The 26,175-nt window shown below is 74.4% G+C and carries 23 protein-coding genes; 13 read left to right on the top strand and 10 right to left on the bottom strand.

Annotation, left to right across the window (positions count from 1 at the left end; genetic code table 11):
• Positions 1–2,337: DEAD/DEAH box helicase (locus AC07BS_RS29855; RefSeq protein ID WP_478642801.1), on the bottom strand; the 2,337-nt coding region annotated here is incomplete at its 3' end.
• Positions 2,338–2,851: 514 nt separating this feature from the next.
• Between AC07BS_RS29855 and AC07BS_RS29850 the strand changes: the two genes are divergently transcribed.
• Positions 2,852–3,586 carry a ferritin-like fold-containing protein gene (locus AC07BS_RS29850; RefSeq protein ID WP_478642800.1) on the top strand — a complete coding sequence of 245 codons (735 nt, stop codon included), beginning with the start codon at positions 2,852–2,854 and terminating at the stop codon, positions 3,584–3,586.
• A 79-nt stretch (positions 3,587–3,665) separates the two neighbouring features.
• Here the strand turns inward: AC07BS_RS29850 and AC07BS_RS29845 are convergent, their stop codons facing one another.
• From AC07BS_RS29845 to AC07BS_RS29830, 4 genes are all read right to left on the bottom strand, one after another.
• A complete protein-coding gene (locus tag AC07BS_RS29845) occupies positions 3,666–3,944 on the bottom strand; it encodes a hypothetical protein (protein ID WP_478642797.1) in 279 nt (92 codons plus the stop codon).
• Positions 3,945–4,140: 196 nt separating this feature from the next.
• On the bottom strand, positions 4,141–4,368 hold the full coding sequence (locus AC07BS_RS29840) for a DUF3107 domain-containing protein (protein WP_478642794.1): 228 nt from the start codon (positions 4,366–4,368) through the stop codon (positions 4,141–4,143).
• Between the two features lie 145 nt (positions 4,369–4,513).
• Positions 4,514–5,152, bottom strand: a complete 639-nt coding sequence (locus AC07BS_RS29835; protein WP_478642792.1) for a TetR/AcrR family transcriptional regulator — start codon at positions 5,150–5,152, stop codon at positions 4,514–4,516.
• 181 nt (positions 5,153–5,333) lie between these two features.
• Positions 5,334–5,564 (bottom strand): hypothetical protein, encoded by a 231-nt coding sequence (locus tag AC07BS_RS29830; RefSeq protein WP_478642790.1) that lies wholly within the window; start codon positions 5,562–5,564, stop codon positions 5,334–5,336.
• Between the two features lie 139 nt (positions 5,565–5,703).
• On the opposite strand from AC07BS_RS29830, the gene AC07BS_RS29825 reads away from it, so the two are divergent.
• From AC07BS_RS29825 to moeZ, 12 genes are all read left to right on the top strand, one after another.
• On the top strand, positions 5,704–6,690 hold the full coding sequence (locus AC07BS_RS29825) for an alpha/beta fold hydrolase (protein WP_478935077.1): 987 nt from the start codon (positions 5,704–5,706) through the stop codon (positions 6,688–6,690).
• Positions 6,683–7,972, top strand: a complete 1,290-nt coding sequence (locus AC07BS_RS29820; protein ID WP_478935076.1) for a DUF3152 domain-containing protein — start codon at positions 6,683–6,685, stop codon at positions 7,970–7,972. The genes AC07BS_RS29825 and AC07BS_RS29820 overlap by 8 nt, the downstream gene beginning before the upstream one ends.
• A gap of 90 nt (positions 7,973–8,062) precedes the next feature.
• Entirely contained in the window at positions 8,063–8,155 is a 93-nt protein-coding gene (locus tag AC07BS_RS29815) for an Ms4533A family Cys-rich leader peptide (RefSeq protein WP_342749518.1), read from the top strand.
• Between the two features lie 171 nt (positions 8,156–8,326).
• A complete protein-coding gene (locus AC07BS_RS29810; RefSeq protein WP_478642781.1) occupies positions 8,327–10,048 on the top strand; it encodes an ABC transporter substrate-binding protein in 1,722 nt (573 codons plus the stop codon).
• Positions 10,045–11,046, top strand: coding sequence for an ABC transporter permease (locus AC07BS_RS29805; protein ID WP_478642778.1), 1,002 nt, complete (start codon positions 10,045–10,047; stop codon positions 11,044–11,046). The genes AC07BS_RS29810 and AC07BS_RS29805 overlap by 4 nt, the downstream gene beginning before the upstream one ends.
• The gene (locus AC07BS_RS29800) at positions 11,043–12,032 is read left to right on the top strand and encodes an ABC transporter permease (RefSeq protein WP_478642776.1); all 990 of its coding nucleotides are present in this window, start codon (positions 11,043–11,045) and stop codon (positions 12,030–12,032) included. Before AC07BS_RS29805 ends, AC07BS_RS29800 begins: the two co-directional genes overlap by 4 nt.
• An 11-nt stretch (positions 12,033–12,043) precedes the next feature.
• Positions 12,044–13,669, top strand: coding sequence for a dipeptide ABC transporter ATP-binding protein (locus AC07BS_RS29795; protein WP_478935083.1), 1,626 nt, complete (start codon positions 12,044–12,046; stop codon positions 13,667–13,669).
• A gap of 155 nt (positions 13,670–13,824) precedes the next feature.
• Entirely contained in the window at positions 13,825–15,366 is a 1,542-nt protein-coding gene (locus AC07BS_RS29790; RefSeq protein ID WP_478642774.1) for a DUF3492 domain-containing protein, read from the top strand.
• Positions 15,363–16,457, top strand: a complete 1,095-nt coding sequence (locus AC07BS_RS29785) for a hypothetical protein (RefSeq protein WP_478642772.1) — start codon at positions 15,363–15,365, stop codon at positions 16,455–16,457. The genes AC07BS_RS29790 and AC07BS_RS29785 overlap by 4 nt, the downstream gene beginning before the upstream one ends.
• A gap of 64 nt (positions 16,458–16,521) precedes the next feature.
• A complete protein-coding gene (locus AC07BS_RS29780) occupies positions 16,522–17,436 on the top strand; it encodes an NAD-dependent epimerase/dehydratase family protein (protein WP_478642770.1) in 915 nt (304 codons plus the stop codon).
• Positions 17,433–18,203: a spherulation-specific family 4 protein gene (locus AC07BS_RS29775; RefSeq protein WP_478643230.1), complete on the top strand. Its 771-nt coding sequence runs from the start codon at positions 17,433–17,435 to the stop codon at positions 18,201–18,203. Before AC07BS_RS29780 ends, AC07BS_RS29775 begins: the two co-directional genes overlap by 4 nt.
• 63 nt (positions 18,204–18,266) lie before the next feature.
• Entirely contained in the window at positions 18,267–19,445 is a 1,179-nt protein-coding gene (gene moeZ / locus AC07BS_RS29770; protein ID WP_478642769.1) for an adenylyltransferase/sulfurtransferase MoeZ, read from the top strand.
• Positions 19,446–19,500: 55 nt separating this feature from the next.
• Here moeZ and AC07BS_RS29765 read toward each other — a convergent pair whose 3' ends face one another.
• The 5 genes from AC07BS_RS29765 to modA all read right to left on the bottom strand — a co-directional run bounded on the left by AC07BS_RS29765 (position 19,501) and on the right by modA (position 26,172).
• On the bottom strand, positions 19,501–21,051 hold the full coding sequence (locus AC07BS_RS29765; RefSeq protein ID WP_478935075.1) for an alpha/beta hydrolase: 1,551 nt from the start codon (positions 21,049–21,051) through the stop codon (positions 19,501–19,503).
• A 10-nt stretch (positions 21,052–21,061) separates the two neighbouring features.
• Positions 21,062–21,424 (bottom strand): hypothetical protein, encoded by a 363-nt coding sequence (locus tag AC07BS_RS29760; protein ID WP_478642764.1) that lies wholly within the window; start codon positions 21,422–21,424, stop codon positions 21,062–21,064.
• Between the two features lie 183 nt (positions 21,425–21,607).
• Positions 21,608–23,218: an alpha/beta hydrolase gene (locus AC07BS_RS29755; protein WP_478935074.1), complete on the bottom strand. Its 1,611-nt coding sequence runs from the start codon at positions 23,216–23,218 to the stop codon at positions 21,608–21,610.
• A 192-nt stretch (positions 23,219–23,410) separates the two neighbouring features.
• Positions 23,411–25,411 carry an ABC transporter permease gene (locus AC07BS_RS29750; RefSeq protein ID WP_478935073.1) on the bottom strand — a complete coding sequence of 667 codons (2,001 nt, stop codon included), beginning with the start codon at positions 25,409–25,411 and terminating at the stop codon, positions 23,411–23,413.
• Positions 25,408–26,172: a molybdate ABC transporter substrate-binding protein gene (modA, locus tag AC07BS_RS29745; protein WP_478935072.1), complete on the bottom strand. Its 765-nt coding sequence runs from the start codon at positions 26,170–26,172 to the stop codon at positions 25,408–25,410. Before modA ends, AC07BS_RS29750 begins: the two co-directional genes overlap by 4 nt.
• Positions 26,173–26,175 lie beyond the last annotated feature (3 nt).

Raw genomic sequence — 26,175 nt, 5'->3', positions numbered from 1 at the left:
GGTGCGCTTGGGCTTGGCCTCGGTGGCCTCGACCGTGTCGACCACGGCCTCGGCCTTCTTGGCGGCGGCACGGGTGCGCTTCGGCTTCTCGGCGACGACCTCGGCGGCCTCGACCGTCTCGACGGCCGCGACGGCCTTCTTGGCGGTGCGGGTGCGCTTCGGCTTCTCGGCCACGGCGACGGCCTCGGTGGCGTCGGCGGCCGGGGCGGCCTCGGCCTTCTTCACCGTGCGGGTGCGCTTGGGCTTGGCCTCGGTGGCCTCGACCGTGTCGACCACGGCCTCGGCCTTCTTGGCGGCGGCACGGGTGCGCTTCGGCTTCTCGGCGACGGCCTCGGCGGCCTCGACCGTCTCGACGGCCGCGACGGCCTTCTTGGCGGCGGTACGGGTCCGCTTCGGCTTCTCGACGACCTCGGCGGCCTCCACCGTCTCGACCGCGGCGACGGCCTTCTTGGCGGCGGTGCGGGTGCGCTTCGGCTTCTCGGGCACGGCCTCGGCGGCCTCGGCGGCCTCGACCGTCTCGACGGCCGCGACGGCCTTCTTCGCCGCACGGGTCCGCTTGGGCTTCTCGACGACCTCGGCGGTCTCGACGGCCTCGACCGTGTCGACCACGGCCTCGGCCTTCTTCGCGGCCGGGCGACGCGTCCGCTTCGGCTTCTCCGCGACGGTCTCCACCGCTGCCACGACCTCGGCGGCCTCGGCGACCTCCACGGCCTCCACGACCGCGGCGGCCTCGACCGGCTTCCGCGCGGCCCGCGTGCGGGTGCGCTTCGGGCGGGCCGGGGCGGCCTCAGGCTCGACGGCCTGGGCGGGGGCCGGGACCTCCACGACGGGCGCGGGGGCCGGGGCCTCCGTCACCACGGGCGTGACCGGCGCGCCGACGGCGGCGACCGGGGCGGCGCCGGCACCACCGCGGGTGCGACGGCGGCGGCGCGGGCGGGACGGGGTGGCCGGGGCGCCGGACGGGTTCGCGGCCGTGGGCTCGGCCACGGGTGCGGCCGGGGCCGTCGCCGCGGCGGCCTGGTCGCCGAGCGGGGACCCACCGCGGGTGCGGCGGCGCTGGCGCGGCGTACGGGTGCGCTCCGGGCGCTCCTCCGCCTTCGGGCCGCGACCGCGGTCACGGTCACGGTCGCGGCGACCGCGGCCGCCCGGCTCGCCGAGGTCCTCGATCTCCTCGGCCGCGAGGCCGGCGAGGGTGCGCTCGGAGCGGGGCAGGATGCCCTTCGTGCCGGCGGGGATGCTCAGCGCCTCGTAGAGGTGCGGGGACGTGGAGTACGTCTCCTCCGGCTCGTCGAACGGCAGGTCCAGCGCCTTGTTGATGAGCTTCCAGCGCGGGATGTCGTCCCAGTCGACCAGCGTGACGGCCGTACCCGACTTGCCCGCGCGGCCGGTGCGGCCGATGCGGTGAAGGTAGGTCTTCTCGTCCTCGGGCGCCTGGTAGTTGATCACGTGGGTGACGTCGTCGACGTCGATGCCGCGCGCGGCGACGTCGGTGCAGACCAGGACGTCGACCTTGCCGTTGCGGAAGGCGCGCAGCGCCTGCTCGCGGGCGCCCTGGCCGAGGTCGCCGTGGACCGCGCCGGAGGCGAAGCCGCGGCGGGTGAGCTGCTCGGCGATGTCGGCGGCCGTCCGCTTGGTACGGCAGAAGATCATCGCGCGGTTGCGGCCCTCGGCCTGGAGGATGCGGGCGACCATCTCCGGCTTGTCCATGTTGTGGGCGCGGAAGACGTGCTGCGCGATGTTGGCGTGCGTCTGGCCCTCGTCGTCCGGCGAGGTGGCGCGGATGTGGGTGGGCTGGGACATGTAGCGCCGCGCGAGCGAGATGACCGCGCCCGGCATGGTGGCCGAGAAGAGCATGGTCTGCCGCCTGACCGGCAGCATGGTGATGATCCGCTCGACGTCGGGCAGGAAGCCCAGGTCGAGCATCTCGTCGGCCTCGTCGAGGACGAGGGCCTTGACGTGCGCCAGGCTGAGCTTCTTCTGGCCGGCCAGGTCGAGCAGACGGCCGGGCGTGCCGACGACGACGTCGACGCCCTTCTTGAGCGCCTCGACCTGGGGCTCGTAGGCGCGGCCGCCGTAGATGGCCTGGACGCGGACGTTGCGGACCTTGCCGGCGGTGAGCAGGTCGTTGGTGACCTGCTGGCAGAGCTCACGGGTGGGGACGACGACCAGGGCCTGCGGGGCGTCGGTCAGCTGCTCGGGCTTGGCCCGGCCCGCCTCCACGTCGGCGGGGACGACGACGCGCTCCAGGATGGGGAGGCCGAAGCCCAGGGTCTTGCCGGTGCCGGTCTTGGCCTGGCCGATGACGTCGGAGCCGGAGAGGGCGACCGGGAGCGTCATCTCCTGAATGGGGAACGGATTCACGATGCCGACGGCCTCGAGGGCCTCGGCGGTTTCGGACAGAATCCCGAGTTCGCGGAAAGTGGACAGAATCTTGCCTCTTCTGTGAGACGCGGCGCGGGGCGCACGAAGGGGGTCGTACGACTGCGATGTACTGACCGTGCCGGTGATGATTCCGGCCTGGGGGGCCGGGTGGCGCGGGACCACTGCCTTCGCTCGAGCACACGTGCCGCTGGCGGATCCCTCCAGGTGTGCGTACGTCTCGTACGTACCGCTGCGGAGGGCGGTCGGTTTTGTGGAAGCCGATCGGGCCACCGACCGGGCATCCGCTGGTGCTCCGGAGACGCGCCCCCAGAAGACTCAGCATGAGTTCGGCCCGTCGAATACTCGACTGGCCTATTACCACTGTACCCCGGAAAGGCGCATGTGTGTCCGGACGATGCCGTGTCCGGATCAGGATGAACTGTCTGACCAGGGGCTTCGCGGGGACTCGCGGCGGGCTATCGTTCGCTGCATGCAGACGCCCGACACGCCTGAGAACCCCACCGAGCCCACCGGCATCGCCGCCCAGGACTGGGCCCGGGCCTCCGCCGACCCGCAGTACCGCGCTGCCGTCGTGGACCTGCTCGGCGCCCTCGCCTACGGCGAGCTGGCCGCCTTCGAGCGGCTGGCGGAGGACGCCAAGCTGGCGCCCACCCTGGACGACAAGGCCGCCCTCGCCAAGATGGCCGCGGCGGAGTTCCAGCACTTCCAGCGGCTGCGGGACCGGCTGGAGGCCATCGACGTCCCGCCCACGGGGGCCATGGAGCCCTTCGCGGCCGGCGTGGACGAGTTCCACCGCCAGACCGCGCCGTCGGACTGGCTGGAGGGCCTGGTCAAGGCCTATGTGGGCGACTCCATCGCCAGTGACTTCTACCGCGAGGTGGCGGTCCGGCTGGACTCCGACACCCGTGCGCTGGTGCTGGCCGTGCTGGACGACACCGGGCACGCGACGTTCGCGGTCGAGAAGGTGCGCGCCGCGATCGAGGCCGAGCCCCGGGTGGGCGGCCGGCTCGCCCTGTGGGCGCGGCGGCTGATGGGCGAGGCGCTCTCGCAGGCGCAGCGCGTGGTCGCCGACCGGGACGCCCTGTCGACGATGCTGGTGGGCGGCGTGGCCGACGGCTTCGACCTGGCCGAGGTCGGGAAGATGTTCTCCCGGATCACCGAGGCGCACACCAAGCGGATGGCGGCGCTGGGCCTGGCGGCGTAACGCGGGTCGCGGCAGCGGCACGGACGGCACGGACGGCACGAAGGACAACGCGAACCACCGGATCCCGCCGGTCCCGCGGTCAGGCCGTGGCTGATCGGCGGGGCCGGCCCGCGGGGCGCAGCAGCAGGGAGAGCAGCGCGACGGCCACGCCCAGCGACGCGCCGAGGGTGGCCAGGGTGTGGCCCGGGCCCAGCACGGTGTGGGTGAGCAGGGCGCCGAAGAGCGCGGCGACCGGTCCGGTGGACAGCGTGAGGGTGCGGGAGCGGAACTGCCCGAAGCGGGCGGGAAGCCAGCGCAGGGCCGCGTAGGAGACGGCGAGGCCGATCAGGACCGAGCCGAGCGCTTCCCAGAGGATCATGCTCATTCCCTCCCGTGTGATGGCCGAGAAGCGGGTGCAAATCGGTCGTAGCGGTCCTACCCCGGGACCGTCCCGGGCAACCCTCGTGCCGGGGGCCCGGTGTGGCGTACGAACAACGGCGGGGCCCCGGTGAATTCCGTACCGGGGCCCCGCCGTTCATATCCGCTCATGTCCGCTCATGTTCGCGGGCGGCGGGTCACATCGCGCCGAAGCCGACCTTGCGGACGGTGGGCTCGCCGATCTCCACGTACGCCACGCGGTCGGCCGGCACGATGACCTTGCGGCCGCGGTCGTCCACCAGGGTCAGCAGCGGGTTCTTGCCCGCCAGCGCCTCGGACACCGAGCGCTCGACCTCCTCGGCAGCCATCCCGCTCTCCAGAACGATCTCGCGGGGCGCGTGCTGCACGCCGATCTTGACCTCCACGGCCTGTCCCTCCGAAGGTTGGGGTCCCCCTTGGCTGAGCCCAGGGGAGGGGTGCGCGGGTGATCCGCGCCGTACATTCCCCACATTAGCCCGGTGCGGGCGCCCGGCCGGGCCCGGTCCGCACGCTCGCAGCGAACACGCGAGGTCAGGGCTGCTCGTGCGCCACCTTGGGGAAGCCGGCGATGCCCCGCCAGGCCAGCGAGGTCAGCAGCTGGACCGCCGTCTCGCGCGGGACCGTGCTCTCGCTGGAGAGCCAGTAGCGGGCCACGACCTGCGAGACCCCGCCGAGGCCCACGGCCAGCAGCATGGCCTCGTCCTTCGACAGGCCGGTGTCCTCGGCGACCACGTCGCTGATCGCCTCGGCGCACTCCAGCGACACCCGCTCGACGCGCTCGCGCACGGCCGGCTCGTTGGTCAGGTCGGACTCGAAGACCAGGCGGAAGGCGCCGCCCTCGTCCTCGACGTACGCGAAGTAGGCGTCCATCGTGGCCGCCACGCGCAGCTTGTTCTCGGAGGTGGAGGCCAGCGCCGTGCGGACCGCCTGGAGGAGGTTCTCGCAGTGCTGGTCCAGCAGGGCCAGATAGAGATCCAGCTTGCCGGGGAAGTGCTGGTAGAGGACCGGCTTGCTGACCCCCGCGCGCTCGGCGATGTCGTCCATCGCCGCCGCGTGGTAGCCCTGCGCCACGAAGACCTCCTGCGCGGCGCCCAGCAGCTGGTTGCGTCGGGCTCGGCGCGGCAGGCGCGTGCCTCGCGGGCGCGCCTCGGTCTGCTCGATGGCTGTCACGCCGCCTCCCATGATCGTTCCAAGCACGGTGTGCACCGCGCCCGCCATCGTACTTTTGGGTAACCGGGCCGTGCGTGGTCGGAGCGGAGAATTTCACGGACCGGACGCTGTGGGAAGCCGACAAAGTCGACAAGCGGTACACGCCGCCCGTTCGCCCCCGTCCGTAGTGGCCGGTTCGCGGCTAGCGGTAGTCGTCCTCGTCGAGCTCCACCACGCGGGCCTGCTCGGCGATGTCCGCCTCGTTGGCCAGGTCCAGGTCGCCGGCCGTCGGCGCCTCGTCGCGCTGCGGGGCCAGGTCGGTGTGCTGTTCCGCGGCGTCCGCCTCCGGGGTCTCGGGGTCGGCGGTGATCACGTCGGCTTCCGCGACGTCCTCGTCCTCGAAGGTGTCCGGGTCGGTCGGGTCGACAGGCATGCGGGATTCCCTCCGGCATCCAGGATGAGCGCCCTCGTACTCCTTGGTACGAGCGTAGGAGACACGGACGCGCGCCGCCAGGCGATCTGTGACCGCCGCCACAAGGGTCCCGGCGTGATCGTCTCGTAACATTGCCCGCATGTCTTCGACCGAGTCGCCGGACTCCCGTGCCGTACCGGTGGTGCCGCCCGCGCGGTCCTCGCAGGTCAGCCCGGGCGAGGAGGTGCGCACCGTGGCCCTTCCCGGGGCGACGATCACCGTGCGCTCCCGGCCGCCCGCCCGTGCGGGCCTGCCGCCCGCGCTCTACGTCCACGGACTCGGCGGCTCCTCGCAGAACTGGTCCGCGCTGATGGAACGGCTCGCGGACACCGTCGACGGCGAGGCCCTCGACCTGCCCGGCTTCGGCGACGCGCCGCCCCCGAGGGACGGCGACTACTCCATCACCGGGTACGCGCGCGTCGTCATCCGCCACCTGGACGCCTCCGCGCGCGGCCCCGTCCACCTCGTCGGCAACTCCATGGGCGGCGCCGTCGCCACCCGCGTCGCCGCCGTCCGGCCCGACCTGGTCCGTACCCTCACGCTCGTCTCGCCCGCCCTGCCCGAGCTGCGGCCCCAGCGGTCCGCGGTGCCCACCGGGCTGCTCGCCGTGCCCGGCGTCGTCTCGCTCTTCGCCCGGATGACGAAGGACTGGAGCCCCGAGCGGCGCACCCGCGAGGTGCTCTCCCTCTGCTACGGCGACCCCTCCCGGGTGACGCCCGAGGGATTCGCCCTGGCCGTGACCGAGTACGAGCGCCGGCTGGAGCTCCCCTGGTTCTGGGAGGTCATGGCCCGTTCGGCCCGCGGCATCGTCGACTCCTACACGCTCGGCGGACAGCATTCGCTGTGGCGTCAGGCGGAGAAGGTCCTTGCCCCTACCCTGCTGGTGTACGGAGTGCGCGACCAACTCGTCTCCATCCGCATGGCCCGCCGCGCGAGCAAGGCGTTCCGCGACTCGCGGCTGCTGACGCTCCTGGATGCGGGTCATGTCGCGATGATGGAGGACCCGGACGCGGTGGCCCGCGCCTTCCGGGACCTGCTCGCGGACACCGCCACGACATCTGAACGGAGCGCCCCGCCCCGTGGGTAAACACAGCGCACGCGCCGACCGGCCCCGCCAGGGCTCCGCGGCGGAACCCGGCCGCCGCGACCCGGACGACCGGCCGCCGGCCGACCCCGGCCCCGGCGCGCCGCCGCCGGTGCCAGGACCCGGCCCGGGGCGCAGGCGCGGAGCGGTCTCGGGCGACGACGCCGAGCTGCTCGCCGCGGAGTTCGACGCGGGCTTCGGCCCCGACTACGACGCGGGCTTCAGCGCCGGCCTGCGCACCGGCCCGGGCCCGGACGCCGCCGGACGCGAGCCGGCCGCCGGCTGGGGCGTCATCGGCGCCCAGCGCGCCCAGGGCGCCGAGGCCCCGCAGGCCCCGGCCGGCGCCACCCGCCGCACCACCGGCTACGGCCCCGGCCTCGCCACCCCCCGCCCCCGGCGGGCCGCGCCGGACCGGGCGGACGAGCGCCCGCGCCGCCGCGCCGCCGCGCCCCGGGCCGCCGGCGCCCCGCGCGGGCAGGGCCGGACCGTCGCCCGGACGGTGACGGGCGTGGCCGCCGCCGTGGTGACCGCCGTGCTGGCGATCACGGTCGCGGCACAGGTGGACGACACCACCGAGGACACGGCGCAGGCCCGCTCCCTGGACGTCGGCAAGCGCCGGGGCCCGGACGCCGCCTCCCGCTCCGACAGCAGGCCCACCCCCAACGGCGGTGCCGCGGCACCCGCCACGTACGAGCAGCGGATGGAGCACGCCTACCCGCTGGACGCCAAGGCGGGGGCCTCGGGTGAATTCCAGACCATCGAGGGCAACGACAAGGCCCCTGGAAAGGGTGAAGTCCTGCGGTACCGCATTGACGTGGAGAAGGGGCTGCCGCTGGACGGCGCCCTCTTCGCCACCGCCGTGCACCGCACCCTCAACGACGACCGCAGCTGGGGCCACGGCGGCACCCGTACGTTCGAACGTGTCTCCTCCGGCAAGGCCGACTTCGTGGTCACCCTGGCCAGCCCGCGCACCACGGCCACCTGGTGCGCCAAGTCGGGGCTCGACACCACGGAGGACAACGTCTCCTGCGACTCGGCGGCGACCGACCGGGTGATGATCAACGCCTACCGGTGGGCGCAGGGCTCGCAGACCTACGGCGGGCAGATGTACCTCTACCGGCAGATGCTCATCAACCACGAGGTCGGCCACCGGCTCGGCCACGACCACGAGACCTGCACGAAGGACGGCGCGCCGGCCCCCGTGATGATGCAGCAGACCAAGTTCCTGACCTCGGAGGACGGCAAGACCTGCAAGGCCAATCCCTGGCCCCACCCGGGGGAGTAGGCCGGGGAGCAATCTCGTTTTGTGAGACGATTCGTCTCTCGATGTGAGACATCTTTGCCACGTGCCGAAAATTCGTTCAGTCTTCTGCGCATGTCGCACCGCCACGCCTCCGAGAACGCCGGCTTCCAGCTGGCGCTGATCGGCGTGGCCGCTCACGCCGTCGCCGACATCCACTGTCGCTGAGAAGCACTCCCCTTCCGGCGTTCCCCTTCACACGCGTCCGCGTGTTCCGCGCTCTCGCGCCCGCCGGAAGGCGGTCCGCGACGCCGTGTCCCCTCGACGCTCCTTCCGGCCGCCTTTCCGCGGGTGCTCCGCGCCCCCTCCCCCTCGCTTCCGCGAAAGGCTGTTCCTGTCATGCGTCAAATGTCCGTCATATCCCGTCGGGTGGCCGCTGCCGCCGTCAGTGTGGTCCTGGCCGGCGGCGCGGCGGCGTGCGGTCCCAAGGAGAGCGGCGGTGCCGGGGGCGGCGGCGCGGACGGCAAGCCCGCCAAGGGCGGCACGCTCACGGTCCTCAACCGGGCGCCCCAGAAGCAGTTCGACCCCGCCCGCCTCTACACCTCCGGCGGCGGCAACGTCCCCTCGCTCGTCTACCGCACCCTCACCACCCGTCACCGTGAGAACGGCGCCGAGGGCACCAAGGTCGTCCCCGACCTGGCCACCGGCACCGGCACACCCAGCGACGACGCCAAGACCTGGACGTACAAGCTCAAGGACGGGCTGAAGTACGAGGACGGCACGCCCATCACCGCCGCCGACATCAAGTACGGCGTCGAGCGCTCCTTCGCCGCCGAACTCTCCGGCGGCGCCCCCTACCTGCGCGACTGGCTGATCGGCGGCGACACCTACCAGGGTCCGTACAAGGAGAAGAAGGGTCTCGACTCCATCGAGACGCCCGACGAGAAGACCATCGTCTTCAAGCTGAAGAAGTCCGAGGGCGACTTCCCCTATTTCGCCACCTCCACCCAGTTCGCCCCCGTGCCCAAGGCCAAGGACACCGGCGCCCGGTACGCCGAGCACCCGGTCTCGTCCGGCCCGTACAAGGTCGTCAAGAACGTGGGCGACGGCGAGCAGATGACGCTGGAGCGCAACCCCCACTGGTCCGAGGAGACCGACAAGGAGCGGCACGCCTACCCCGACCGGATCGAGGTGAGGTCCGGCCTGTCCTCCGCGGTCATCAACCAGCGCCTGTCGACCGGCTCCGGCGCCGACGCGGCCGCCGTCACCACCGACACCAACCTGGGCCCCGCCGAGCTCGCGCAGGTCACCGGCGACAAGAAGCTCGCCGACCGGGTCGGCACCGGCCACTTCGGCCAGACCAGCTACCTGGCGTTCAACCCCTCGGTCAAGCCGTTCGACGACCCGAAGGTCCGCCAGGCGATCTCGTACGCCGTCAACCGCACCAGCGTCGTCAACGCCGCCGGCGGCTCCTCGCTCGCCGAGCCCGCGACGACCTTCCTGCCGAACCAGAAGCCCCTCGGGTACACGCCCTACGACCACTTCCCGGCGGGCGCCAAGGGCGACGCGGCCAAGGCCAAGGAGCTGCTGAAGGAGGCCGGCCACGAGGACGGCCTGGAGATCACCCTCACCCATTCCACCGCCCAGAACTTCGAGACCAGCCCGGAGATCGCGACCGCCCTCCAGGCCGCCCTCAAGGAGGCCGGGATCACGGTGAAGCTGGAGGGCCTGGAGGACAACGACTACGACGAGAGGATCCACAGCTTCGAGAAGCAGCCGGGCCTCTTCATCGCCCACTGGGGTGCCGACTGGCCCTCCGGCGGTCCGTTCCTCGCTCCCGTCTTCGACGGCCGTCAGATCGTCAAGGACGGCGCCAACTTCAACACCGCGCGCCTCGACGACCCGAAGGTCAACGACGAGATCGACGAGATCAACAAGATCACCGACCATGACGCGGCCGCCGCGCGCTGGGGTGCCCTCGACAAGAAGATCGGTGAGCAGGCCCTGACCGTTCCCCTCTTCCACCCCGTCTACAAGCGGCTGTTCGGCAAGGACGTCAAGAACGTCGTCATCAGCGACTGGACCGGCGTCCTCGACATCTCGCAGGTCGCGGTCAAGTGACGACCACCATCGCCACCCAGGAACCGGAGGCGGGAGCCGCTCCCGCCTCCGGCGCCCGGCAGGTCTGGCGGCGGCTGCGCGCCCGCAGGGCCGCGCTCGCCGCCGCCGCCGTGCTGGGCCTGCTCGTCCTGCTCGCCCTCCTCGCGCCGCTGCTGACCGCGCTGGAGGGCCAGGACCCCACCACGTACCACGACGCCCTCGTCGACTCGGCGCGCGGCGGCGTGCCCTTCGGCGACCTCGGCGGCATCAGCGCCGACCACTGGCTGGGCGTCGAACCCGGCACCGGCCGCGACCTGTTCGCCCGCCTCCTCTACGGGGCCCGCGTCTCGCTGCTCGTCGCCCTCGGCGCCACCCTCGTCCAGGTGCTCGTCGGCGTCGCCGTGGGCCTGGCCGCCGCGCTCGGCAACCGTCTCGTCGAGAGCGTCCTGACGCACCTCACCGACGTCATGGTCGCCATGCCGCTGCTGGTCTTCGCCATCGCCCTGATGGCCGTCGTCCCCGCCGACTTCCCGCGCCCGGTGCTGCTCGTCATCGCCATCGGACTGCTGCAGTTCGGCGGCATGGCCCGGCTCGTCCGCGCCCAGACCCTGGGCCTGGCCAAGCTCGACTTCGTCGCCGCCGCCCGGCTCACCGGAGCCTCCACCCGGCGGATCGCCCGGCGCGAGCTGCTGCCCTCCCTGGCCGCCCCCGTCATCACCTACGCGGCGGTCCTGCTGCCCACCAACATCGTGCTCGAGGCGAGCATGTCCTTCCTGGGAGTCGGCGTGAAGCCCCCCACCCCCTCCTGGGGCCACATGCTCTCGTCGGCCACCACCTGGTTCCGCGCCGACCCCGTGTACGTGGTGCTGCCGGCGCTCATGCTCTTCGTCACCACCCTCTCCTTCACCGTCCTCGGCGACGGGGTGCGCGCGGCGCTCGACCCGCGCCAGGCCTCCCGGCTGGGCGTCGGCCGCCCCCGGCGCACGGCGCGCGGCAAGAGCGCGGAGGACGCCGCATGACCGGATACCTCCTGCGACGCGCCGCCGGCGCGCTCGCCGTCGTCCTCGTCCTGTCCGCCGTCGTCTACGCGACCTTCTACATCGCCCCCGGCGACCCCGCCCGGCTGGCCTGCGGCCCGCGCTGCAACCCCGAGCAGATCGCCCAGGTCCGCGACCAGCTCTCCCTGAACGACCCGGTGTACACCCAGTACTGGCACTTCCTGCAGAGCCTGGTCACCGGCCACGACTACTCCACCGGCGCCGGCGTGCTGCACTGCGACGCCCCCTGCTTCGGCCTGTCGTACCAGAACAACCAGCAGGTCACCGACATGCTCGTCGAGCGGCTGCCCGCCACCGCCTCGCTCGCGGTCGGCGCCATGGTCGTCAGCCTGCTGCTGGGCACGGCCACCGGGCTGCTGTCCGCCGCGCGCCGCGGCGGCGTCACCGAGCGGGTGCTCACCTGGTTCACCCTCGCCGGCACCGCCACCCCCGTCTTCATCAGCGGCCTCGTCCTGCTGATGGTGTTCTGCGCCTACCTCGCCTGGCTGCCGTTCCCCTCCTATGTGCCGCTCACCGACGACCCCGAGCAGTGGGCCTGGAACATGCTGCTGCCCTGGGCCGCGCTCGGGCTGCTGGAGTCGGCGAAGTACGCCCGCCTCATCCGCGGCTCCCTGCTGGAGACGCTGGCCGAGGACCACATCCGCACCTTCCGCGCGTACGGCGTGGGCGAGCGCTCCCTCCTCGGCCGGCACGCCCTGCGCGGCGCCGTCGCGCCCGTCATCGCGCTGTCGGCGGCCGACTTCGGGTCGATGTTCGGCGGCGCGGTCCTCACCGAGATGATGTTCGGCCTGCCCGGGATCGGGCAGCTGCTGGTGCACGCCACCACGAGCCTCGACCTCCCCGTGGTCGTCGCCGTCGTGATGATCACCGGCACCGCCGTCGTCGTCGCCAACATCGTGGCGGACGTGCTCTACGCCGCCGCGGACCGAAGGGTGGCCCTGCGATGACCGCGCCCCTGATGACCGAGCCCCTGGTGGCCGTCTCCGGCCTGACCGTCTCCTTCCCCGCCCGCCCCGGCACCGCCGCCGGTCCCGTCCGCGCGGTGGACGGGCTCTCCTTCGAGCTCGCCCCCGGCGCGGCCCTCGGCATCGTCGGCGAGTCCGGCTCCGGCAAGTCCACCGCCGCCTACGCCCTGCTCGGCCTGCACCGCGGCACCGGCGCCCGGGTCACCGGCTCGGTCACCGTCGCCGGCCACGACGTGGAGGCCGCCGACGACGCGGCCCTGCGCCGGCTGCGCGGCGGCGTGGCGGCCATGGTCTTCCAGGACCCGCTCTCCTCCCTCGACCCCTACCAGGCCGTCGGCGACCAGATCGCCGAGGTCCACCGCGTCCACCACCCGGACGCCTCCCGCCGGGCCGCCCGCGCCCGCGCCACCGAGGTCCTCGACCGGGTGGGCATCCCCGACGCCGCCCGCCGCGCCCGCTTCCGGCCGCACGAGTTCAGCGGCGGCATGCGCCAGCGCGCCCTCATCGCCATGGCCCTGGCCTGCGACCCCCGGCTGCTCGTCGCCGACGAACCCACCACGGCGCTCGACGTCACCGTCCAGGAGCAGATCCTCGGCCTCCTGCGCGAGCTGCGCGAGGAGACCGGCATGGGCCTGATCCTCGTCACCCACGACCTCGGCGTCGCCTCCGGCAGCGTCGACGACCTGCTGGTGATGAAGGACGGCCGGGCCGTCGAGCACGGCCCGCCGCCCCGTGTGCTCGGCACCCCGCGCGAGCCCTACACCCGCGCCCTGCTCGCCGCCGTCCCCCGCGTCGAGGTCCGCCGCGAGGCCCCGGCGGCGCCGGCCGGCGAGCGCCCCGTGCTGCTGGAGGCCACCGGCCTCACCCGGCGCTTCGGCCGCGGCGCCCGCGCCGTCGACGCCGTGGGCGACGTGTCGCTGACCGTCCGGGCCGGCGAGACCGTCGGCGTCGTCGGCGAGTCCGGCAGCGGCAAGACCACCCTCGGCCGGATGCTGGTCCGCCTCCTCGAACCCACCGCCGGCGAACTGCGCTACCTCGGCCGCGACATCGGCCGCGCGAGCGAGCGCGACCTGCGCCCCTTCCGCAGCGAGCTCCAGATGGTCTTCCAGGACCCCGTCTCCTCGCTCAACCCCCGGCGCAGCGTCGGCGAGTCCATCGCCGACCCGCTGCGGGCCGCCGGGAAGCTCGACGAGGCCCGGATCACCGCCCGGGTGCGCGAGCTCCTGGAGCGCGTGGGCCTCGACGCCGCGGCCTACCACCGCTACCCCCACGAGTTCAGCGGTGGCCAGCGCCAGCGCGTCGGCATCGCCCGCGCGCTGGCCCCCGAGCCGCGCGTCGTGGTCTGCGACGAGCCCGTCTCCGCGCTCGACGTCACCACCCAGGCCCAGGTCGTCGGCCTGCTGGGCGAGCTCCAGCGCGACCTCGGCCTGGCCCTGGTCTTCATCGCCCACGACCTCGCCGTCGTCCGCCAGGTCAGCGACCGGCTCGTGGTGATGCGCGGCGGCCGGATCGTCGAGGAGGGCCCGGCCGACGAGGTCTACGAGAACCCCCGGCACGCCTACACCCGCGGCCTGCTCGCGGCCGTCCCGAGGATCGAACCGGCGGAAGCCGCTGCATAGCGCGAGACAACGGCCCATCTGCGGGAAAGTCACTCCTGTTCACCCCTTCCGGTGGCGCGACGGACAACCGTCCGCCGCGCCACCGGGAAGCGCGCATAGCGTGCTCCCCGCTGCCGCAACGGCGGCTGCCGACAAGGGAGAACGGGGGTGCGTTCGTGCGTGTGGGACTGCTTTCCGAGGGCGGGTATCCGTACGCCGCCGGCGAGGGCGGGGAGTGGTGCGACCGGCTGGTGCGCGGACTCGGCCAGCACGACTTCGAGCTCTACGCCCTGAGCCGCAGCGCCCGCCAGGAGGACAGCGGTTGGCACGCGCTGCCCGGCAACGTCCGGCGCGTCCGGGCGGCCCCGCTGTGGGGCGGCCCCGCGCCCGGCACCGCCGGCAGCGCCTGCGGCCCGTACGGCCGTGAGCAGCGCCGCCGGTTCGCCGCGCACTTCGGGGACCTCGCCGCCGCCATCACCCTCCCCGGCGATCAGGCGTACCGTTTCGCCGACGGCCTTCACGGACTCGCCGACCTCGCCCGCGACGAGGGCGGCCTCGCCGCGGCCCTCCGCTCCGAACTCGCCCTGCGCGCCCTGGAGACCGCCTGCCGCGCCCCCGGCGCCCACCCCGCCGCCTACGGCACCAAGGTCACCGACCTCCTCGTCGTCTCCGGCTTCCTGGAACGGGCCCTGCGCCCGCTCTCGCTCGACTGGTACGGCAGCGCCGACGGCGACCGCGGCCTCGCCGCCGTCGACCTCTGCCACGCCACCTCCGCCGGCCCCGCCGCCCTCCCGGGACTCCTGGCCAAACGCTTCTTCGGTACCCCCCTGCTCGTCACCGAGTACGAGGTCCACCTCCGGGCCCACCACCTCGCCGACCCGGGCGACCACTCCCCGTCCGTCCGTACCCTCCTCGCGGCCTTCCACCGCCTCCTCGCCGCGCAGGTCTACGCCGAGGCCGCCCTCGTCACCGCCGGCCACGGCCGGGCCCGCCGCTGGCAGGAGCGCTGCGGTGCCGACCGCGCCCGGCTGCGCACCGTCCCCCCCGGCCTGGACGCCAGCCTCTACGAGGCCGTCGGCGAGGGCGACCTCGGCCCCGACGCGCCCGCCGGCGGACCCGCCCTGGTCTGGGCCGGCGGCGCGACCGAACCCCGCCTCTGGGAGGCCCTCGCCACCCTGCGCGTCGCCGAACCCGGCGTACGGCTCCGCGTCGTCGGCGCCCCGCCGGAGACCGGCACCGTCCCCGACGGCGTCACCTACGGCCCCGCCGCCGGCCCCGAGGACTACGCCGCCGGCGACGTCGTCGTCCTCGCCGGCACCGCCGACGGCTTCCCCGTCGCCCTCGCCGAGGCCATGTTCTGCGGCCGCGCCACCGTCTCCCCGGACACCGGCGCCGTCCGCGAGGTCATCGGCGGCACCGGCCTCCTCGTCCCCCCGGAGGACGCCCGGGCCCTCGCCGAGGCCTGCCTCGCCCTGCTCCGCGACCCCGGACGCCGCACCCGGCTCGGCGCCGCCGCCCGCGCCCGCGCCCTCGAACTCTTCACCGTCGAGCAGAACGTCTCCGCCTTCGGCGCCCTCTACCTCGAAGTCCTCTCCCGCACCCCCGTCCAGCACGCGGCCCCGGACCCGGCCGTCCCCTTCTCCCACGCCGCCGGCTCCCGCACCCCGCTCACCGTCTCCCCCCGCTCCGCCTCGCCCACCTGGGCGGGCCGCCCATGACCACACCGCTGCGGCACGAGGACGCCGCGCCCCACCCCCTCGGCATAGCCGAGGAGACGGCCGGCGCCCCACCGGAGGCCGGCCCCGGCACCGGGGAGAGGCCGCCCGCCGACCCCGTCAAGGCGCTCCTGCGCCGTCACCACGCCCTGTGCGCCGGCGCCGTCGACCCCCTGGGGATCGCCGCCGGACTCGAGGCCCACGGCGTCGGCGACCGGGAGGCCGCCGCCTGCCGGCACCGCGACGTCTTCTCCCTCGCCGAGGAACTCCACGCCCGCGCCGAACGCGAGGAGGAGACCCCGCCGGGTGGCCCGCACGCCCATGCGGACGCGTCCCCGTCCGGCGACGCGTCCTGCGCCGTGCTGCGCGCCGGCTGGGGCACCACCGGCGCGCTCGCCTGGCTCTGGCTCGCCGCCTACGGCCTCGTCGGCGACTGCCTGGTCGTCCTGCTGCTGCACGGCCGCCGCGGCCTGCCCGGCCACGCCCCGGCCCCCGCGGCGCTGGCCGCCGCAGCGCCCACCGCGCTCGCCCTGGCCTGCGCGGTCGCCCCCGCCGCCTGGTGTGCCCACTGGTTCGCCGGCCGGGCCCGCCGGGTCCTCGCCGCCAGCCGGGGACTGGCCGAGTTCGGCAGGAGGGTACGGCCCGCCCTGCTCGCCGCCGTCGTCCTCTTCACCGGCGCCCTGCTCGCCTTCCTCTGGCCCGCCCGCACCGCCCTGCCCGCGGGGCCCGCCGACCCCACCCCGCCGCTCCTCGCCTACACCGCCGTCGCCGCGCTCGGCGCCCTCTTCTTCCTCGCCCGGCTGCTCGCCGCGCACGGCCTCGCCCGCCCCGCCCGGGCCGCCGCCCTCGCCGCCGCCGTCGCCGAGGCGGCGGCCCTCGCCACCCTGCTCGCCGCCCGGCTGCCCGGCTGCGAGGCCCTGCGCCGGCCCGTCGGCTGGGCCGCCGACACCTACGGGCCCACCGCCATATCCCTGGTCGCCTGCGCCCTGCCCGCCCTCGCCCTGCTGGCCCACGCCTTCCCCGCCCTGTCCCGGGCCTCGGTCCACGGACGCGGGGACCACCCGCACGTGCTCACTCCCGCCACCCCGTCATGAGGAGACCAAGGAAGATGACCGTTCACCCCCGCAGCACCACCGGGCGAGAGCGAGGGCACGACCGATGAGGGTCCTGCTGCTCGGCGCCAACGGCTACCTGGGCCGCTTCGTGGCCGACCGGCTGCTCGCCGACCCCGCCGTCCAGCTCACCGCGCTCGGCCGCGGCGACGACGCGGACGTCCGCTTCGACCTGGCCACCGGCAGCCCCGGCGCGCTCACCCGCTTCCTCAACGCCGTCCACCCCGGCGTCGTCATCAACTGCGCCGGCGCCACCCGCGGCGGCGCCCGCGACCTGACCCGCCACAACACCGTGGCCGTCGCCACCGTCTGCGAGTCCCTGCGCCGCAGCGGCTGCGGGGCCCGCCTGGTCCAGGTCGGCTGCTCCTCCGAGTACGGCCCCTCCCAGCCCGGCTCCTCCACCGCCGAGGACGCGGTGCCCCGCCCCGGCGGCCCGTACGGCGTCAGCAAGCTCGCCGCCACCGAGCTCGTGCTCGGCTCCGGCCTCGACGCCATCGTGCTGCGCGTCTTCTCCCCGGTCGGCCCCGGCACCCCGGCCGGCTCCCCGCTGGGCCGGCTCGCCGAGGCCATGCGCCGGGCCATGCAGAGCGGCGACAACGAACTCAAGCTCACCGGGCTCGGCGTCCAGCGCGACTTCGTCGACGTCCGCGACATCGCCCGCGCCGTCCACGCCGCCTCCCTGTCCGCGGCGCAGGGCGCCGTCAACATCGGCACCGGCCGGGCCGTCCGGCTCCGCGACGCCGCGACCCTGCTGGCCCGCGTCGCCGGCTTCGGCGGAGCCCTCCACGAGCTCGACGACCCCCACCTGGGCTCCCCGCCCGCCTACCCCTACCCCGACGGCTGCGGCAGCTGGCAGCAGGCCGACGTGCGCACCGCCCGCGACCGGCTCGGCTGGCGGCCCCGCATCGGCCTGGAGGAGTCCCTCGCCGACATCTGGATGGAGGCCGCGTGTCGTATCTGATCTCCCCGGGCCACCGACGGGCCCTGTCCGCCCGCAAGGCCCCCCTCCGGCTCGCCGTCCCCGGCTTCGCCCACCCCCTGGTCGCCCCCGTCGAGTGGGGCGGCCTCCAGCGCGCCGGCCTGCCGCTGGACTGGGTGGTCCTCGGCGGCAGCTCGCTGCGCGAGTCCGGCGGGATCACCGGCGGCCCGGGCAGCCGCCAGGACCCGTACTGGCTCTCCGCCGTCGTCCCCCTGCGCACCGCCGGCGTCCGCGTCCTCGGCCACCTGGACGCCGGCTTCGGCTCCCGGCCCTTCGGCGAACTGGTCTCCGACGCGCAGCGCTACCTCAACTGGTACCGCGTCGACGGCTTCGCCCTCGGCCGCTGCCCGTCCGACGCCGCCTCCCTCCCGGAGGTCCGGCGCGTGATCGGCGCCCTGCGCACCCTCCTGACCCGGGCCCGCATCGTGCTCGTGCACGGCGGGCCGCCCGCGCCCGGCTACGCCGCCCTCGCCGACCAGCTGGTGACCTTCTCCGGCCCCTGGTCGCGCTACCGCTGGTCCCAGGCCGCCGAGTGGACCGCCGAGCACCCGCCCGAGCGCTTCTGCCACCTGGTCCACGGCGTGCCGCGCTCCCACCTGGACGAGGCGCTGCGCATCGCCCGCTGGCAGGGCGCCGGGACGATCTACTTCACCGACCGCACCGACCACGACCAGCTCGATCCCTGGGAGTCCCTGCCCGGCTACTGGGACGAGATCATCTCGCGCATCGGACCGGGTGTCTCGGAATGAGACGGGGCGTGGCAGTGTTACGGGGGAAACGACCGTACTGACATACCGACCTACGGAGTCCCCGTGTCGCTGCCACCCCTGGTCGAGCCGGCATCCGAGCTCACCGTCGACGAGGTTCGCAGGTACTCCCGCCACCTGATCATCCCGGACGTGGGGATGGACGGGCAGAAGCGGCTGAAGAACGCCAAGGTGCTCTGCGTGGGCGCGGGCGGCCTGGGTTCGCCCGCCCTGATGTACCTCGCCGCGGCCGGTGTGGGGACCCTCGGCATCGTGGAGTTCGACGAGGTCGACGAGTCGAACCTCCAGCGGCAGATCATCCACAGCCAGTCCGACATCGGCCGGTCGAAGGCCGCGTCCGCCCGTGACACCGTGCTCGGCATCAACCCGTACGTGAACGTCGTTCTCCACGAGGGCCGGCTGGAAGCCGACAACGTCATGGAGATCTTCGCCCAGTACGACCTGATCGTGGACGGGACGGACAACTTCGCCACCCGCTACCTGGTCAACGACGCCTGCGTGCTGCTCGGCAAGCCGTACGTCTGGGGCTCGATCTACCGCTTCGACGGCCAGGCGTCCGTCTTCTGGAGCGAGCACGGCCCCTGCTACCGCTGCCTGTACCCCGAGCCCCCGCCGCCCGGCATGGTCCCCTCGTGCGCCGAGGGCGGCGTCCTGGGCGTGCTGTGCGCCTCGATCGGCTCGATCCAGGTCAACGAGGCCATCAAGCTGCTGGCAGGCATCGGCGACCCGCTGGTCGGCCGGCTGATGATCTACGACGCCCTGGAGATGACCTACCGTCAGGTCAAGGTCCGCAAGGACCCCGGCTGCGCGGTCTGCGGCGAGAACCCCACCGTCACCGAGCTCATCGACTACGAGGCATTCTGCGGCGTCGTCTCCGAGGAGGCCCAGGAGGCGGCGGCCGGCTCCACGATCACTCCCAAGCAGCTCAAGGAGTGGATCGACGACGGCGAGAACATCGACATCATCGACGTCCGCGAGCCCAACGAGTACGAGATCGTCTCGATCCCGGGCGCCCGGCTGATCCCCAAGAACGAGTTCCTCATGGGCACCGCCCTCCAGGGGCTCCCGCAGGACAAGCGGATCGTCCTCCACTGCAAGACGGGCGTCCGCTCGGCGGAGGTGCTGGCCGTGCTGAAGTCGGCCGGCTTCTCCGACGCGGTGCACGTGGGCGGCGGCGTGATCGGCTGGGTCCACCAGATCGAGCCGCAGAAGCCGGTCTACTGACCGTACGCGCTCCTCGGCGCCCCCGCCCGTGCCCGGGTGGGGGCGCCGGCGCGTCTCAGGAGCAGGTCGTGCCGTCCCGGGGGACCCTGTCCTCCAGGAAGCGCGCGTTCACGGCCTTCGTCGCGCACGCGTTCACCCCGTACGTGCCGTGGCCCTCGCCCCGGACCGTCAGCCGGACACCCACGCCGGAGCCGAGCTCCCGGGCCATCCGGTCGGCGCCGGCCACCGGCGTCGCCGGGTCGCCCGTATTGCCGACCACCACGATCGGGGCCGCGTCCCGCGCGCTCACCTGGGGCGTCGTCCACCGGCCCTTGACCGGCCAGTCCGTGCACGACAGCAGTGACCACGCGGCGGACTCGCCGAAGACGGGGGAGGCCGCCCGGAACTCCGGCAGCCGCCGCCGGACGTCGTCCACGGTGTAGCGCTGCTCGGCGTCGGCGCACGAGATGGCCCGGTTGGCGGCCTGGAGGTTGCTGTACCGGCCGTCGGGGGAGCGGCCGCTGAGCGAGTCGAAGAGCAGCAGCAGCGTGTTGCCCGTGCGCCGGTCGACGGCCTCCCGCAGGCCGGCCGTCAGGTACTTCCAGGTCTCCTTGGAGTAGAGGGCGGCCGCGATGCCGTTGACCGCCTCGTCCTGGGTCAGCTTCCGGCCCTCGGCGGTGGGCAGCGGCTTGGCGTCGAGCCCCTTCAGCAGCGTGAGGATCTCGTCCCGGGAGGGGCAGCGGTCGTCCCCCGGCCCGCCCCGCGCGCCGCAGTCCTTCAGATAGTCGTCCAGGGCGAGCTGGAAGCCCTTGGCCTGGCCCAGATTGCCCTGCACCGGGTCCTGCGTGGGGTCCACGACCGCGTCCAGGACGGTGCGCCCGACCCGCCCGGGGAACAGGTGGGCGTAGACGCCGCCCAGTTCGGTGCCATAGGAGATGCCGAAGTAGTGCAGCTTCTCCTCGCCCAGCGCGGCCCGGAGCCGGTCCATGTCGCGGGCGGCGCTCTCGGTGTCCACGTGCGGCAGGACCTTGCCGGAGTTCTTCGCGCAGGCGTCGGTGTACGCCTTGTTGGAGGCGAGGGCCGCGCGGAGCTCGGCGTCGTCGTCGGGCGTGGCGTCGATCTGGGCCGCCTCGTCCAGCTCCTTGTCGCTCTGGCAGCGCACGCCCGCGCTCTCACCGACCCCGCGCGGGTCGAAGCTCACCAGGTCGAAGCGGCCGCCCAGCGCGGAGTAGGTGTCGGCCAGGCCGGGCAGGGTGGCCACCCCGGAGCCGCCGGGGCCGCCGAAGTTGAAGACGAGCGAGCCGATGCGGCCCTTCGTGTCGGTGGCCTTCGCCCGGATCAGGGCCAGGGAGATCTTCTCGCCGTCCGGCTTCGCGTAGTCCAGCGGCACGGGCAGGGTGGCGCACTCCCAGCCCTTGCCGGGTGCCTTGCCGCCGCCCTGCGCGGCGGTGGGCGCCGAGCAGCGCGCCCAGCGGAGCGTGGCGGCGGGGGAGCGGTCCTTGTCGTCCGGGGTGCCGCTGCCCTCGGCGCCGGTCCTCGCGTCACCGCCGCCGCATCCGGTGGCGGTGAGGAGGACCGCCAGGGCGGTGGAGGCGAGGGCCAGGGACCGGGGCCGTGTGGGACTCATTCCACCGACTCTACGGACGAATCCCCCCGCCGCGTGCTCCCGACCCCCGGCGTACGGTCGCCGTCAGAGGGAGCGCGGGGGCGTACGCCTCGTCCGTGGGCGTGGCGGAAGGGGTCGGCGGGGCGGGAGCGCTCGCGGCGGGCGGACGGGGCGTGTCGCCGGCCGGGCCGGTGGCCTCCCGCGAGGTCGCCGCCGTGGCGCCGGGCGGCTCGCTGCGCTCGGGCCGCGGCTGAAGGGGGCTCGACTGCGTCTGCCAGAGCGCCGCCAGGGCGGCCAGCAGGGCGGCGACGGCCAGCGCGCCGGTGAGCAGCCGGGCGTTCCCGTCGCCGTCGCTGTCGCCGTCGTCGTCGCTCTGCCCGGTGGTCCGGGGCATCGCTTCCCTCCCCACGCCGCCGCACGCGCCCGGCGGTCACCGGACGCGTCCCCCGCGGAACTTCTGTGCGGGAGATCGTAGTGCGGGCGACTGACATTCGAGCGGGCGGTGCGCGGCGTACGTCGTACCGGTGTGATGGACTCATGGGTGCTATCGGTCCTATGACCACACCTGTGTCTACACCTATGAACACACCTTATTGGGTCCCGGAACGGTGCCTTCCAAGAGATATGCGTCGACTGCCGACTTCACGCAGGCATTGCCGCTGTCGTACGCCCCATGGCCTTCGCCCCGGTACGTCATCCCCACCCCGACCCCGGGACCGAGCTCCTGGACCATCCTGCGCGCTCCCTCGTAAGGAGTCGCCGGGTCGCCGGTGTTGCCGACCACGAGGATGGGTGCCGACCCCTTCGCGCTCACATCGGGCGTCCGCCACGCGCCCTTCACCGGCCAACCGGTGCACTGGAGCAGACTCCAGGCCATGAAGTCGCCGAACACCGGGGACGCCTTACGGAATTCCGGCAGCCACCGCTGGACCTCCCGGGCCGTGTAGCGCTGCGCGAAGTCCGCGCAGGTGATCGCCGCCAGGGACGCCTGGAGGGTGCTGTACCGGCCGTCCTGGCCACGGCCGTTCATCGCGTCGCCGAGCGCCAGCAGGATCTTCCCGTCGCCGTTCTCCGCGTCCTCCACGCCCTCGGTGAGGTAGTCCCAGAAGTCCTTCGAGTACAGGGCCTGGGCGATGCCGCCCGTCGCCAGCGACTGCGTCAGCTCCCGCCCGCCGGTCCCCGGGACCGGCTCCTTGTCCAGCCGGGCCAGCAGGGCCGTGATCTGCCGCTCCGTCGGGCAGTTGTCGGACGTCCGTACGCACGCCGTCATGTAGTCGCCGAGCGCCAGCTGGAACCCGGCGGCCTGCGCGAGGGCGCTCTGCACCGGGTCGCTCGCCGGGTCCACCACCGCGTCGAACAGCGCCCGGCCCACCCGGCCGGGGAACAGATGGGCGTAGACGCCGCCCAGCTCCGTGCCGTACGAGACGCCGAAGTAGTGGAGCTTCTCGTCGCCCAGGACCTGCCGTATCAGGTCCATGTCCCGGGCGGCGTTCGCCGTGCCCACGTGGGGCAGGACCTTGCCGGAGTGCTCACGGCAGCCCGCCGCGTACCGCTCGGTCCGCTCCACCAGGGCCTTCGCCTCCGCGTCGGTCGCCGGGGTGGCGTCCGCGGCGTAGTACGCGTCCAGCTCCTTGTCACCCAGGCACGTCACCCCGCCGCTGCGGCCCACCCCGCGCGGGTCGAAGCTCACCAGGTCGTAACGGGTGCGCAGGGTGCGGTAGTCGTCGGCGAAGGCCGGCAGCGTGGTCACCCCGGAGCCGCCGGGGCCACCGAAGTTGAAGACCAGCGAGCCGATGCGGTGGGCCGGGTCGGTGGCCCGCGCCCGGATCATGGCGATGCCGAGCGTCCCGTCGCCGGGGCGCGCGTAGTCCAGCGGCGCGCGCAGCGTGGCGCACTCCCAGTCGCGGCCCGGCGGCGTGCCCGCCCCCTCGCCACCGCCCTGCCCCGCGCTGGGCGCCGGACAGGCCTTCCAGTCCAGCCGCTGGTCCGCCGGGGTGGCGGCGGTGCCCGCGTCCGCGTCGCGGTGCCCGCCGGAGTCGCAGCCCGCCGACGCCAGGACGAGCGCCAGCGCGGCGAGCAGCGCGACCGCGAACCGGGCCCTGCCCCCGGCCCCGGCCGCGCGCTGCGCCCCGGTCCTGGCGTCGGCCTGGCAGCCGGTCCTCCGGGCGGGTGTGGACACGAGGCCCATCCTCCGGGCGGCGCCCGAACCGCGCGCGGGGGGCGGGGCGTACGGGTGGTTCCCCGGTACGGGCGCCTCCCGTTGCCGCCCGCCGCCCGCCGCCTGCCGCCCGCCGCCCGCCGCCCGCCGCCTGCCACTGCCGCCCGCCGCCCGCCGCCCGCCTCCCACCGCCTGCCACTGCCGCCCGCCGCCTGCCACTGCCTACCGCGCCACGAAGGCGACCTCCGTGGCCTTCACCGTCACCCACACCGGGCCGCCCTCGGCGAGGGCCAGGTCCGCCACCGCGGCCGGGGTGATCTCGGCCGTCACCTCCGGCACGCCGGCCACGGTCACCCGCACCCTGCTGCCGTGCCGCGTCATCTCCCGCACCGTGCCCTCCCAGGCGTTGCGGGGGCTGCTGCCCGACCGGTGCGGGCGCGTCGTGTGCAGGGACACCGCCTCGGGACGGACCACGGCCAGCCCCGCCGTCACCGCGTCCGGCGCCGGGTCGGCGGTGGCCAGGCTCGCCCCGCCGGCCAGCCGCAGCATGCCCTCCGGCGTGGCCTCGGCCGGCCAGGCGTTGTGGCCCAGCATCCGGGCGGTCCACGGCGAACGGGGGTGCCGGGTGAGCTCGGCGGGCGTCGCGTACTGCGTCGTGCGGCCGTCCTCCAGGACCAGGACGTGGCCGGCCAGCGACACCGCCTCCACCGGGTCGTGGGTGACGATCAGGCACACCCCGGGGAAGGCCGCCAGGTGCGTCCGCAGGGTGTGCCGGACGTGGGCCCGGGTCGACGCGTCCAGGGCGGCCAGCGGCTCGTCCAGCAGCAGCAGCCGGGGGCGGGACGCCAGGGCGCGGGCCAGGGCGACCCGCTGGGCCTGACCGCCGCTGAGCCGGGCCGGCCTGCGGTGGGCCAGGGAGGCCAGGCCGAGGTCCGCCAGCCAGACCCGGGCCCGCTCGCGCGCCTCGGCCCGCGGCACGCCCTGCGCCCGGAGCGCGTACGCCGTGTTGTCCAGCGCGGTGAGGTGCGGGAACAGCGCGCCGTCCTGGGGGACCCAGGCGATGCGGCGGCGGTGGGGCGGGAGCGTGACGGTCTCGGCGCCGCCCAGCAGCAGGGTGCCCGGGGTGGCGCGCCGGGTGAGGCCCAGCAGGGCGCGCAGGAGCGTCGTCTTGCCGGCCCCGTTCGGGCCCACGATCGCGATCGTGTCGCCCGGCTCGGCGGTGAGGTCGGCCGCGACGGCGCCCTCCACGACGGTGCGCAGCGGGTAGCGCGGGGCGTCGGGCGCGGGCGGCGGTGTCGTCTCCGGTACGGCGGCGGGCCGCGACTCCGATGCCGTCGTTTCCGCGCCGGCGTCCGTCCCCGTGCCGTAGCCGTCCGCCCGTGCCCCCGGGTTCAGCCAGCGGCCGCGCAGCAGCAACAGGACCAGCGTCGCGATCGTCAGCAGGAGCAGCGAGAGGGCCGTCGCGCCCTCGGGGTCCTCCTGGAGCAGCAGATAGACCTTCAGGGGGAGCGTCTGCGTGGTGCCGGGGAGGTTCCCCGCGAACGTGATCGTCGCGCCGAACTCCCCCAGGGCCCTCGCCCAGCACAGCGCGGCGCCCGCGAACAGCCCCGGCGCGATCATCGGGAGGGTGATCGTGCGGAACACCCGCAGCGGCGAGGCTCCGAGGGAGGTGGCCGTCTCCTCGTAGCGGGGATGCAGCGTGTTCAGCGCACCCTCCAGGCTGATCACCAGGAACGGCATCGCCACGAACGCGGAGGCGACGACCGCGCCCGCCGTGGAGAAGGGCAGGGTCACACCCAGGTCCTCCAGGAACGGCCCCAGTACGCCGTTCCTGCCGTAGCCCTGGAGCAGGGCCACGCCCGCGACCGTGGGCGGCAGCACCATCGGCAGCATCACCAGGGAGCGGACCAGCGTCCGGCCCGGGAAGTCGGTGCGCGCCAGGAGCCAGGCCAGTGGGACGCCCAGCAGCAGCGAGAGCCCCAGGGCCCCCAGCGACACCACGAGGCTCAGGCGCAGCGCCTCCGTGGTGGCGGGCGCCGTCAGACGGGCGGGGAGGTCGTGCCAGGGGGTGCGGGCCAGGATGCCCGCCAGGGGCAGGGCCAGGAACACCACCGCCGCGGCCGCCGGCACCGCCAGCGTCAGGGGAGCGCGTCCGGTCCCCCTGCGGCCCGCTCCCGTACGACCCGCCCTGGCGCGCCCCGCCCCCGTACGGCCCGGTCTCATGGCCGCTGGAAGCCCGCGGCCCCGAGCAGTCGCCGCGCCTCGTCCCCGCTGAGCCACGTCACGAAGTCCCGCGCCTCCTGGGCGTGCGGGGCGTCCTTGAGGGTCGCCGCCGGGTAGGAGGCGACGGCGTTGGCGTCGTCGGGGATGGTCACGGTGGCGACCTTGTTCCTGGCGGAGGCCGCGTCGGTGACATAGACGATCCCGGCGTCGGCCTCGCCGAGGGAGACCTTGCTCAGGACCGCGCGGACGCTGGGCTCCTGGGAGGCCGGGTGGACGGTGACGTGCCCCTGGTCGAGGATCTTCTCGCTGTAGCGGCCGGCGGGGACCTCGGGGGCCGCGAGGACGACCTTCAGGTCCGGCTTGCCGAGGTCGGCGAGGCCGGCGATGTGCTTCGGGTTGCCCGGTGCCGTGGCGATGGTCAGGCGGTTCTTCGCGATGGTGCGGGGAGTGGCGGTCCGCTCCTTCAGGCCGTCCATCGTCTTCCTGTCGGCCGTCACCAGGACGTCGGCCGGGACGCCCTGGCGGACCTGGGCGGCAAGCTCCTGGGATCCCGCGAAGGAGAAGGTGACCCTGGTGTCCGGGTGGCTCTTCTCGTAGGCGGCCCCGGCCTGCTTGAAGACGTCGGTGAGGGAGGCCGCGGCCAGGACGGTGACCGTCGTCGGCTTCTTGGCGTCGCCCTTGGTCTCCTCGGCCGAGCAGGCGGCGAGGGGAAGGACGAGGAGGGTGGCCGCGAGGGCCGCCCGGACGGTGGTGCGGGGCATGGG

Source organism: Streptomyces sp. NPDC044063 (assembly GCF_056434285.1).
Note: the sequence above shows the minus strand (reverse complement) of the source record. Positions and strands in the feature narration are given on the sequence as shown.

What these genes read in the sequence shown, in the direction of transcription:
- AC07BS_RS29850 (WP_478642800.1), top strand. Translation starts at nt 2,852, where the DNA reads ATGCAGACGCCCGACACGCCTGAGAACCCCACCGAGCCCACCGGCATC.
- AC07BS_RS29845 (WP_478642797.1), bottom strand. Translation starts at nt 3,944, where the DNA reads ATGATCCTCTGGGAAGCGCTCGGCTCGGTCCTGATCGGCCTCGCCGTC.
- AC07BS_RS29830 (WP_478642790.1), bottom strand. Translation starts at nt 5,564, where the DNA reads ATGCCTGTCGACCCGACCGACCCGGACACCTTCGAGGACGAGGACGTC.
- AC07BS_RS29825 (WP_478935077.1), top strand. Translation starts at nt 5,704, where the DNA reads ATGTCTTCGACCGAGTCGCCGGACTCCCGTGCCGTACCGGTGGTGCCG.
- AC07BS_RS29815 (WP_342749518.1), top strand. Translation starts at nt 8,063, where the DNA reads ATGTCGCACCGCCACGCCTCCGAGAACGCCGGCTTCCAGCTGGCGCTG.
- AC07BS_RS29810 (WP_478642781.1), top strand. Translation starts at nt 8,327, where the DNA reads ATGCGTCAAATGTCCGTCATATCCCGTCGGGTGGCCGCTGCCGCCGTC.
- AC07BS_RS29800 (WP_478642776.1), top strand. Translation starts at nt 11,043, where the DNA reads ATGACCGGATACCTCCTGCGACGCGCCGCCGGCGCGCTCGCCGTCGTC.
- AC07BS_RS29795 (WP_478935083.1), top strand. Translation starts at nt 12,044, where the DNA reads ATGACCGAGCCCCTGGTGGCCGTCTCCGGCCTGACCGTCTCCTTCCCC.
- AC07BS_RS29785 (WP_478642772.1), top strand. Translation starts at nt 15,363, where the DNA reads ATGACCACACCGCTGCGGCACGAGGACGCCGCGCCCCACCCCCTCGGC.
- AC07BS_RS29780 (WP_478642770.1), top strand. Translation starts at nt 16,522, where the DNA reads ATGAGGGTCCTGCTGCTCGGCGCCAACGGCTACCTGGGCCGCTTCGTG.
- AC07BS_RS29765 (WP_478935075.1), bottom strand. Translation starts at nt 21,051, where the DNA reads ATGAGTCCCACACGGCCCCGGTCCCTGGCCCTCGCCTCCACCGCCCTG.
- AC07BS_RS29760 (WP_478642764.1), bottom strand. Translation starts at nt 21,424, where the DNA reads ATGCCCCGGACCACCGGGCAGAGCGACGACGACGGCGACAGCGACGGC.
- AC07BS_RS29755 (WP_478935074.1), bottom strand. Translation starts at nt 23,218, where the DNA reads ATGGGCCTCGTGTCCACACCCGCCCGGAGGACCGGCTGCCAGGCCGAC.
- AC07BS_RS29750 (WP_478935073.1), bottom strand. Translation starts at nt 25,411, where the DNA reads ATGAGACCGGGCCGTACGGGGGCGGGGCGCGCCAGGGCGGGTCGTACG.
- modA (WP_478935072.1), bottom strand. Translation starts at nt 26,172, where the DNA reads ATGCCCCGCACCACCGTCCGGGCGGCCCTCGCGGCCACCCTCCTCGTC.